Annotated in this window: 6 protein-coding genes; 1 reads left to right on the top strand and 5 read right to left on the bottom strand. The window is 72.2% G+C overall.

What is annotated here, in order from left to right:
• Positions 1-190 precede the first annotated feature (190 nt).
• The 4 genes from pulA to ACGF4F_RS31060 all read right to left on the bottom strand — a co-directional run bounded on the left by pulA (position 191) and on the right by ACGF4F_RS31060 (position 8,216).
• Positions 191-5,689 carry a pullulanase-type alpha-1,6-glucosidase gene (gene pulA / locus ACGF4F_RS31045; protein WP_393082849.1) on the bottom strand — a complete coding sequence of 1,833 codons (5,499 nt, stop codon included), beginning with the start codon at positions 5,687-5,689 and terminating at the stop codon, positions 191-193.
• Between the two features lie 316 nt (positions 5,690-6,005).
• Positions 6,006-6,698, bottom strand: coding sequence for a cellulose binding domain-containing protein (locus tag ACGF4F_RS31050; protein WP_357441991.1), 693 nt, complete (start codon positions 6,696-6,698; stop codon positions 6,006-6,008).
• Positions 6,699-7,123: 425 nt separating this feature from the next.
• The gene (locus tag ACGF4F_RS31055; protein ID WP_357441992.1) at positions 7,124-7,513 is read right to left on the bottom strand and encodes a hypothetical protein; all 390 of its coding nucleotides are present in this window, start codon (positions 7,511-7,513) and stop codon (positions 7,124-7,126) included.
• A gap of 40 nt (positions 7,514-7,553) precedes the next feature.
• Positions 7,554-8,216 (bottom strand): hypothetical protein, encoded by a 663-nt coding sequence (locus tag ACGF4F_RS31060; RefSeq protein WP_357441993.1) that lies wholly within the window; start codon positions 8,214-8,216, stop codon positions 7,554-7,556.
• Between the two features lie 19 nt (positions 8,217-8,235).
• Between ACGF4F_RS31060 and ACGF4F_RS31065 the strand changes: the two genes are divergently transcribed.
• Positions 8,236-8,409, top strand: coding sequence for a hypothetical protein (locus ACGF4F_RS31065; protein WP_357441994.1), 174 nt, complete (start codon positions 8,236-8,238; stop codon positions 8,407-8,409).
• A 13-nt stretch (positions 8,410-8,422) separates the two neighbouring features.
• Here ACGF4F_RS31065 and ACGF4F_RS31070 read toward each other — a convergent pair whose 3' ends face one another.
• On the bottom strand, positions 8,423-8,791 hold the full coding sequence (locus tag ACGF4F_RS31070; protein ID WP_357441995.1) for an ArsC/Spx/MgsR family protein: 369 nt from the start codon (positions 8,789-8,791) through the stop codon (positions 8,423-8,425).
• Positions 8,792-9,851: the final 1,060 nt, after the last annotated feature.

The following is a 9,851-nucleotide window of genomic DNA, read 5'->3' on the forward strand; positions in this document are numbered from 1 at the left end:
CGCCGGCGGCGTCTTCAACAACAACGGCAAGGTCAAGCTCGACGAAAAGACCACCATCACCGACAACGACCCCACCAACTGCGGCGGCACCGTCAAGGACTGCTTCAACTGACCGACGGCCGGCGAAACCTATCCCACACAGCGATCCGGCCCCCTGCCACCTCGGTGGCAGGGGGCCGGATCCGTCGGGTCAGCTCTGCACGAAGACCGCCACGCTCCGCGCCGGCACGGTGAACGTGCCGGTCGTCCGATCGAACGAGGCCGTGCGGAGCACCGGGTCGGCCGACGTACGCAGCACCGGGTGCAGCGCCACGTCCGCCCCGCGCAGGCCGGTCACCGTCTGCGTCGCCGCCGCCGGCGTGGCGTTGAAGACCACCGTGACGGACTTCCACGCCCCGCCCAGGCCCCGGGCGTCCAGGGCCATCGTGAGCACGCCCGGGGTCTCCTGCGTACCGGACAGCGGGAAGGTGACCCGCTGCTGCACCTGGTCGGCGGTGGTCAGCCCGAACACCGGCGAGGACCGGCGGATCCGGAGCAGCTCGGCGTACCGGGCGTCGGCCAGGTCGATCGCCGCGCAGTCCGGCACCAGCTTCGGGTCGGCCAGCAGGGGCTTGGCGTACGGCCACTTGTCCCCGTTGTCCGCCGCCGGCGGGAGGCCCGCGCCGAACCCGTTGCCCTGGGCGCAGTCCCACCGGATCTGGTTGAACCAGTCACCGGAGTTGTACGAGTTGCGATCCAGCGACTTGGAGCGCAGCCGCTCCGAGCCGGCCGTCACGAAGCCCGTCCCCTGCCCCATCACCACGGTGCTCAGGGCGAGCACCTGCATCCGGGCCCGGTCCGTGGCCGAGGTCCCCGGCGGCAGCTTGTACGCCAGCGCGTCGTACAGGATCTCGTTGTCGTGCGCGTCGACGTACGTGACCGCCTCGCCCGGCGCGGCGGTGTAGCCGGCCGGTGAGCCGTTGTAGTCGACCTGGGCACCGGTGACCTGCCGCCCGGACGAGTCGGTGAACCGGTAGCCGCGCAGGTTGCCGGCCAGGCCCACCTTGATCAGGTCATGCTGGTGCAACAGCCGGGCCCGCTGCTCCGCCGCCGAGCCGTTGACGTCGTCACCGTTCGGGTCGGACCAGAGGCCGGAGGCGAAGCCCTGGATCCGCGGGTTGCCGTCGAACGGGCCACCGCCGCGTACCCCGTCCCGGAGCCGGTCGTTGAAGGTGCCGATCCCGGTGCCCGCCATGTTGGCCTGGGTGGCCTGCACGAACCGGGCGTCGTTGGCGACCTCGCCGAAGTTCCAGCCCTCGCCGTACAGCAGGATCTTCTTCCCGTCCACGCCGTCCCTGGCCAGGCTGAGCTGGTCCAGCGCGGCGCGCACGGCCAGGATGTTCGCCTTCGGGTGGTGACCCATCAGGTCGAACCGGAAGCCGTCCACCTTGTACTGCTTGGCCCAGGTGACCAGGGAGTCCACCACGAGCTTGCCCATCATGGCGTGCTCGGGGGCGGTGTTGGCGCAGCAGGTCGAGTTCGCGACCGTACCGTCCTCCAGCAACCGCTGGTAGTAGCCCGGCACCACCTGGTCGAGCACCGACTTCGGGTCGGTACCGGCGGCCGAGGTGTGGTTGTAGACGACGTCCATCACCACCCGCAGGCCGGCCCGGTTGATCCCGGCGACCATCTGCCGGAACTCGGTGGTCCGCTGTGCCCCGGCCGGGTCGACGGCGTAGCCGCCCTCCGGGACCGTGTAGTGCAGCGGGTCGTACCCCCAGTTGTAGCCGTCGGAGTCGGCGACGGCCGACACGCACTTCTGCTGCTCGTCCGAGTCCGGCGGCAGCGCCGCCAGGTCGCAGCCGGGCTGCCGCTGGTCGGCCCGCTTCTCGGGGATGGTGGCGAAGTCGAACGCCGGCAGCAGGTGCAGGTAGTTCACCCCGGCCTCGGCGAGCCCGGCGAGATGCTTCATGCCGGCGGTCTTCGGGTCGGTGAAGGCGAGGTAGGTGCCTCGCCGCTCGGCCGGCACGGTGGTGTCGGCGATGGAGAAGTCGCGGACCGACACCTCCTGGATCTGCGCCTTCGCCGACGGGACCGGGGCCGGCTTGCGCAGCGTCGCCCAGCCGGCCGGGGCCAGCGCCGGGTCGGCCAGATCGACGAGCTGGCTGTGGGTCGAGTCCGGCGCGAGGGCCACCGAGTAGGGGTCCGTCACCGACGCCGTGACCAGCTTCTGCGCCGCCGGCTGCCAGGCCTCCACCCGGTAGCGGTAGTACTTCCCGGTCCAGTCCTTCGTGCCGCGCACCGACCAGACGCCGGTCTGATCGTCGCGGCTCATCGACACCGTCTTCGGCTCGGCCGTCGGCGAGTCGAAGAGCTGCAACGCGACGGTGCGCGCGGTGGGCGCCCAGACGGCCAGGGTGGGCACCTTGCCGGTGAACGTCGGGCCGAGCTTCGCCTGGGTGGCGGGCCGGTAGACGTCGTCGAGCACGCCCGGGGTCTGCACCCCGGTGGCGCCGAGCAGCTTGCCCTCGGCGTCCCGCTCGGTCACCACGAGCTGCCCGCGCAGCGCCGCCGGCACCTTGGCCAGGTCGGCCCGGTCCAGGCTGAAGGTGCGGTAGGACCACAGGTGCGGCCACGCCGCGCGCTGGGCCTCGGTGAGCCCGTTGCGCTCCGCCCGCAACGGCAGCGTGGTGTACGTCCCGGCCAGCTCGCCGTCGGTGATGCTCAGCCCACCGGCCGGGGCGGCGACCAGGGCGTACCGCTTGCCGTCGGTGGGCCCGGTCTGCCAGGCGACGGTGGACCGGTCGATCCACTGCGCCTTCTGCTTGGTGATGTCGAGGTCCTGGGCGACGCCCGTGGCGGTCGACGGGAGCAGCCGGCCCTTGATGCCGGCCAGCAGCCAGACCTCGCGCCCGGCGGCGGCGAAGTCGAGCCGCTGGTCCTCGGGCTGGTCCTTCTCGTCGCCGGAGTGCACGATGTAGCTCAGCCCGGTGGCCCCGGCGGCCAGGGGCACCCGGAACACCGCGCCGAAGGAGTCGATCTTCTCCGGCTTCAGCGGGTTGCCCCAGTCGGTCGGGGTGGCCGCGCCGTCCCAGAGGTGCAGGCCCCAGCCGTCGTAGTTGCCGTCCGCCTTGCGCCAGTGGATGACCGCGGTGCCCTGGTCGGCCGGCGGGTCGGGCTCGCCGGTGGCGGCCTGCCGGGTCGGGTACACCGTCGGGTCGCCCTGCTTGACCCAGATCTCGCCGGTCTGCGTCACGTCGATGCTGCGGTCCTGGTCGACGTCCTTGGTCCCGTTCTTGTCGACCACGAGGAAGCCGATGGACCTGGCGCCCGGCTTCAGCTTGACCCAGGCGAACCGGCCGAAGGAGTCCTCACCGGCGAACGGCTGCCCCTTGGGCCACTCGGTCTGGTACGCCGGGTCGATGTCGCCCCAGGTGTACAGGCCCCAGTCGGCGTATCCGCCGGCCGGGCGCTGGTAGTGCACCACCGCCCAGTCCCGCGACGCGCTCTGCGCGGGGGTGCCGACGACGCCGGTGGACCGGGTGCTGGCGACGCGGCCCTTGCCGTCGCGGACCACGGCCTTGTACTCGACCTTCGTGCCTCCGGGCAGGCCGGTCAGGTCGTGGTGGACGGTGTACGGCGCCTTGTGCGCGCTGCCCAGCAGGGTCCACTTGCCGCCGGGCACCCGGGCGGCGAAGGTGACGGCCGCCAGGGGGTCGCCGGTGACCTGTGCGGTGACGGCGGCCCGGGTGGCGACCGGGGCGTCGCCGGGCTCGGTGACGGTGACCGCCGGGGCGGCCCCGGCCTGCGGGATCGCGCGGTCGGCCCGAAGCACCACGGCGGACATGGCCGGCACGGTGACACTCAGCTTGCCGTTGGCGCCGGCCGTCGCGGTGGCGGCACCGCCGTAGACGCCGGTGAAGGTGGCATCGGCCGACCAGGTGTCCACGGTGACAGTCTGCGCGCTCGCGGCGTTGTTCACCGCGACGACGTACTCGGTGCGGTCGGTGGGCAGGATCCGGGAGAAGGCGAAGACGCCGGGGCCGTCGGCCGCATACCGGGTGACCTGGATGCCGTCCCGCAGCGCCGGGTGGGCCTGCCGCAGCCGGCCCAGCTCGGCGATGGTCCGGTACAGCGGGTGGCCGGTGTCGTACTGGTCGCCGGCGTGGGTACGGGTGGTGCCGATCAGGTCGTCGTCGAGGTAGTCCGGCACCTGGCTGGCGAACATGTCCTGCCGGGCGTCCTTGTCCCCGCCGGGGCCGGTGAAGCCCTGCTCGTCGCCGGAGTAGACGACGGGCTGGCCGCGGGTGAGGAACATCAGCTGGTGGGCGAGCTGGTCGCGGCGCAGCTGGCTGGCGTCGTCCCCGCCCGCGGCGGCGATGAAGGAACCGATCCGGCCCATGTCGTGGTTGCCCAGGAAGGTGGTCAGCCGGTTGGCGCCGGTGTCCCGGGCGGCGTAGAGGTCGTCCCGGGCGTACAGGTCGGCGAGCGTCTTGGCCGAGCCGCCGGCGGCGGTGTAGCCGCGCGCGGCCTCCTGGAAGGAGAAGTCCAGGGTGGCCGGCAGGCCGCCCTGCCGCACGTACGTCGACTCGATCTCCTGGTCGGCGCTGTAGACCTCGCCGAACATGAAGAAGTCCGGCTTGCCGGCCTTCTCCGCGGCCCGCTGGATGCCGCGGCTGAACTGCGGCCAGAAGTCGAGGTTGCTGTGCTTGACCGTGTCGAGGCGGAAGCCGTCGACGCCGGCGCGCGTGATCCACTGCGCGTAGATGTCGATCATCCCCCGCACCACCTCGGGCCGCTCGGTCCAGAGGTCGTCGAGGCCGAAGAAGTCGCCGTACTCGCTGTTCTCGCCGGCGAAGGTGGAGTCGCCCCGGTTGTGGTACATGGTCGGGTCGTTCAGCCACGCCGGAACCTTGACCTTCGCGTCGGCCGCGCTGGCGAAGGTCGGGGTGTACGGGAAGGACTTCTCGTTGACCTGCGGGAAGTCCCGGGTGCCGTCGGCGTAGTTGCGGTCCTCGAACGCCCGCCCCTGCGCGTCCCGGTACGGCGCGGTCTGCTTGTCGACGTAGCCGTATCTGTTCTCGGCGTACCTGATGATGTCCGCGGTGTGGTTGACGATGATGTCGAGGTAGACCTTGATGCCCCGCCGGTGGGCGAGATCGACCAGCTTCGTCAGCTCCTCGTTCGTGCCGAAGTGCGGGTCGACCTGGGTGAAGTCGGTGATCCAGTAGCCGTGGTAGCCGGCGGAGACGTCCGCGCCGGTGCCCTGCACGGGCCGGTTCTTGAAGATCGGGGCCAGCCAGATGGCCGTGGTGCCCAGGCCCTGGATGTAGTCCAGCTTGTCGATGAGCCCCTTGAGGTCACCACCGTGGTAGAAGCCCTTGTCCTTCGGGTCCAGGCCGGTGGTGAGCCGGTCGCCGGTCAGCCCGCCGGTGTCGTTGCGCTTGTCCCCGTTGGCGAAGCGGTCCGGCAGGACGAAGTAGAACTGCTCGGCCCGGGCGCTGTTGCTGCCGGCCTTGAGCAGCGCCTCGGCGGACGGTTCCTGACTCCACTGCGGAGCGTTGGCGGCAGCGAGGACGTCGGGGACGGCAGCGCGGTCGCTGCCGTCGGCACTCATCTGGTGAACGGCGACCGGCACGCCGACGAGCGTGAGCACGAGGGAGGAGACCAAGGCGAGCAGCGCCTTGGGGGATATCGGCGGGGGTTTCATCGACGGCCTTTCTCTGGTCGCTGATTCGCCCGCACGCTAGCCCTTGCCGAAACGTTCTGCAATACCTTGCAAACCAAGTCGCAACAAAGCAGCCGTCTTGCGAAACGTGCCCGTTCCCACGATCGTTGTGCCGGGCGGAGGACGCGGCCACGATCGACGGTGCCGTGGCGAGCGGGCTCAGAAGCCGGCGCAGCGCGCGCCGTTGACGGTGCGAACCACCCGACCGACCCGCGGTCCCCTGCTCCGCACCGGACACCCGATCGGGAGCGAGACCGAACAGTGCCCGACCTGTCGCGCCGGCCCCCGGGCGACGGGTTCAGCCGATGGTGCAGTCCGCGCCGTTGACCGTGCACCGGTCCGGCCGGTCACCCGTGCCCGTCCGGTTGAACTCCAGTCGCACGGTGACGCTCTGCCCCGGCTCCAGCGCCCCGGTGCCGGCCAGGACGAACACCCCGCCGCCGCGGGAACTGGCCGAGACCCCGGAGGCGGACGAGGCCTGGACGCTCTTCACATTGCCCGCGAAGGACAACTTCACCGTCCAGTCCTGACCCGCTCCGGACCCGTTCGCGACGGTCAGCCGGGCGGAGAACCCCCGCCGATCGCTGCCGGTGGCCTCGTACCGGGCGGTGACCGCGCCATCGGCCACGAGCGGCGCGGGCTCGGCCAGCTCCGGCGCGGCCCGCGACGGGCTGACGGGTCGGGTCGGGCCGGCCGGCCGCGACGGGCTGGGCGACGCCGTCGGCGCGGCGGTGGGTTCGGCGGTGACCAGCGGCACGGCCGGGTCGCCCGGCGTGGCGGAGGGGCTCTCCAGGCCGTGCGTCGGCAGGTAGATCGGCGGCGCAGCGGCCGCCGGTACCTCCCGGCGCTCCGGGCCCCGCGCCGCGAGCAGGGCGATCACGAGCAGGGTGGCGAGCAGGCCGACGCCGAGCAGCACCACAATCCACGGCACCGACATCAGCAGCCTGGGCGCCGACGGCCCGTCGGACGGTTGGCCACGTCCGGCGTTCATCACGTCCCCCCTCGCCCGAAGCCGAGCGCCAGCGTAGCCAGCCATGAGCGGCGGGTGGCAGCGGGCCGCCAGGTTTCGCCCGTCCGGGCCACCGGAACGCGGAGAACGGATGACCACCGCCCGGCGATCGGCCCGCCACCACGAGGCGTACGCACCGGAGCGCACCGCATGTCGGCCAGACTGTCCGGACTCATCGACGGAAGACCGGCCGGCTCGGCCCGGTCCTACGTCGAGGTTTCCGCCGGCCGTCCATCATGGACCGCTCCACCGAGCCGCATCACGCGGCGACGCGCCACCGGCGGCGCCCGACCGACTGGCCCGCTGCCCGGCAACCGCGGCGGCGGGCCGTCGGTCCAGTGGTCGTCGTCGTGGACCAGCGGCGCGTCGACGGCTGAGCCGCGGACGGCACCCACGCCGGCGCGGCGTCAGGCGGTACGGATGACGGTGCAGATGGCCGGCCCGTCGTCGGTGGCCCGCAGCAGGTAGCGGTAGCGCTCACCGGGCACCGCCCGCCCCCGGCTGTCCAGGAACTCCCACCGCACCGCCACCTCGGTGAGCAGCGCGGAGACCTGCTGCACGTCCTCGATCTGGGCATTGGCCGCGACCAGTTCCCGCTCCCGGTAGTCGGCGGCCGCGCCGACGAAGCTGAGGGCCACCGCGGCCGGGGAGGTGAACGAGAAGCTGTACGTGTCGGCGACCACCAGCCCGGGCAGCGCGTAGCAGCCGGCGATGGCGGACAGGTCGCCGGTGGTCAGCGCCACGCCGTACCGGTCGAAGAAGTCGGTCAGCGCGGCGAGATGCGTGGAAGCCGTCACGGGGCTCTCCATTACCGCGCGGCGGCTCCGGCAAACCTGGTCAGCGCGGCGGGATGCGTACCTCGATCTCGGCGCCGAGCTGCGCGCCTCCGGTGAGATCGAGGTCGTCGCCGCTCCAGAACCGACCCGGGTCGTACCAGTTGGGCCGGCGACCGGCGGGCAGCAGCCCCATCGCCTCGTAGGTCACCGCCACCACCTCGGCGCAGTACGCGGTCTCCAGCGCCCGGTCACGCACCGGCACACCCCCACCCTCGGATGTGGACGGCCGGCGGCGGCGCAGGTCGGGCACCCGACCCCGCGCCCACCGCCAGGCGAGCTGGGCGGTGGACGGGAACGGAGTGCCGTCGAGACGCGCCACGGTGCGCAGCACCGCCTCCTCCATCGCGGTGTCGGCCGGCGGTTCGAGCTGGCGCAGCCAGGCCCGCTGGCCGTACCGGTTGGCCCAGACGCAGACCGCGTCCCGCAGGTCGTGCAGCTGCACGCCGCGCTGGTGGGTGCCGGTCCACCGGTCCGGCAGCGAACGACCCAGCTCGGCGTGCCACATCAGCGGCGGCAGGTCGTCCAGGACCACCGCCATGCCCACGTGGTTGACCGGGCTGTTGGTGGTGAACTGGATGGCGCGGTCCGGCACGCTGCGCCCGCGGAACACCCACACGTCCCCGGTCCGGGTCAGCTCCACCGCCGCATCGAGGCTGATGCTCATAACGGACTACCCTAGGCCGATGCGGCAACGGATGCGGTGGTGGAAGCTGCTCGGACTGGCCGGCCTCGCCGGCGTCGCGGCGACCGGCGTGGTCGTGGCCCGGGCGGAACGACGGCGCCGGGCGTACACCCCGGAGGAGATCCGGGACCGGCTGCGCGAGCGGCACGCGCAGGCGACGCGGCCATCCTCCTGACTGACCCGCCGGCTCACTGGTCCGCGCGGCGCACCGCTTCGTCCAGGGCCTCAGGGGTACGACCGACCAGTGCGCTGCCGTCCTCCAGCAGCAGGATCGGGCGCTGGATCAGCTCCGGGTGCGCGACCATCGCGGCGATCCAGCGCGGCTCGGCGCCGTCGTCGCGGGGCCAGTCGGCCATTCCGAGGGCCGCCGCGGCCGGCTCGCCGGTGCGGCAGATGTCCCAGGCCCGGGCGTCCAGCCGGCGCAGCACCTCGGTCAACTCCCCCGCGCTCGGCGGCTCCGCCAGGTACGCCCGCAGCCGGTAGGGTACCCGCGCCTCGTCGAGGGTGGCCCGGGCGGTGGCGCACTTCGAGCAGGACGGGTTGTGCCAGATCTCCATGATCCGACATGATGGCACGCCGCCAACCGGCATCCACGGTGACCGACGTCCGGCCGCATCCCGATCAAGATCCGCCCGAAGCGCGTGCATGCCTCTCGACCGGGTTGGGCGGAGATACGCCGCCTCACCAGCCGCGGTCCGCGCCCACACCACTTCGGCTCGACGCCGGCAACCTGATGGGGCCGCCGGGTGGCGAGTCATGAGTGGAACGCCATGGCGGTGACTGGTGGCTTTTGACGGCAATGGCGTTCCGCTGAGTGCCATGCCTGTACCAGCGGGCCGGCATCGACGTCCGCCCAGCTTCCGAGGATGCCGTCTTGCCTGCGCTCATCGGCGGGGTCTGTGCCCGTCCTCGCTTTGCTCTGCAGCCAGATACGCAGCCTGGCACGTTCGGTGAGTGTTGCGTATGTGGCTGCAGAGCAAAGCAGGGTGCGGGTGGGTCTGGTCCACGGCGGGATGTGACGGTGGGTGAGGGTCGAGTGTGCGTGTGGCCCTCGACCGTTTCGTGCCGGAGGTCCGTCGACACCCGTTCGATCCGGCCTGCGCGGGATGGGCTGTCTGGTGGGCGTCTCGCTCTGCGTGGCATGTCCGGTTCGGGCCTGGGTGTCCGGTGGCGGGGGTGGCCTCGGGGGAATCAGGCTAGGGCCGGGGGCGTTGTACATGGCTGACCGCGCCGGATCTGCGACCCCCTGAGGGTGGCCCCGGCTGCGGCGGAATGATCGGCCGCCGGCCGTGGTTACATCCCCGGGCCGCGCAGCAGATCCCCTCCGGATCCGCCAGCCGGTCCCCGGGAAGCCGGGTGGAATGATCCCCGGTCCCCGGTCGTTACATCCCCCGGCCGCCCGAGCACCCCAGGGCCGGCCGCCGGAAAGCCGGGTGGAATGATCCCCGAGCCCCGGTCGTTACACCGCGGAACGCCCCGTGCAGGCCCCCCGCTGTGGCCGCCGGGCAGATTTCTGACTTTCCCTTTCACGCGGCGCCCGCGCACCCCCCTTTCGCGTGTGTGTGCCGTTCCCCCGACCGAAAGGCTTGTGATCATCATGCGTACCAACACCATCCT

It is taken from the genome of Micromonospora sp. NPDC047740 (genome assembly GCF_043204735.1).
Classification (GTDB): domain Bacteria; phylum Actinomycetota; class Actinomycetes; order Mycobacteriales; family Micromonosporaceae; genus Micromonospora.

Excerpts from the sequence above, each read along its gene's own strand:
- pulA (WP_393082849.1), bottom strand. The coding sequence starts at position 5,689 with ATGAAACCCCCGCCGATATCCCCCAAGGCGCTGCTCGCCTTGGTCTCC.
- ACGF4F_RS31050 (WP_357441991.1), bottom strand. The coding sequence starts at position 6,698 with ATGAACGCCGGACGTGGCCAACCGTCCGACGGGCCGTCGGCGCCCAGG.
- ACGF4F_RS31060 (WP_357441993.1), bottom strand. The coding sequence starts at position 8,216 with ATGAGCATCAGCCTCGATGCGGCGGTGGAGCTGACCCGGACCGGGGAC.
- ACGF4F_RS31065 (WP_357441994.1), top strand. The coding sequence starts at position 8,236 with ATGCGGCAACGGATGCGGTGGTGGAAGCTGCTCGGACTGGCCGGCCTC.
- ACGF4F_RS31070 (WP_357441995.1), bottom strand. The coding sequence starts at position 8,791 with ATGGAGATCTGGCACAACCCGTCCTGCTCGAAGTGCGCCACCGCCCGG.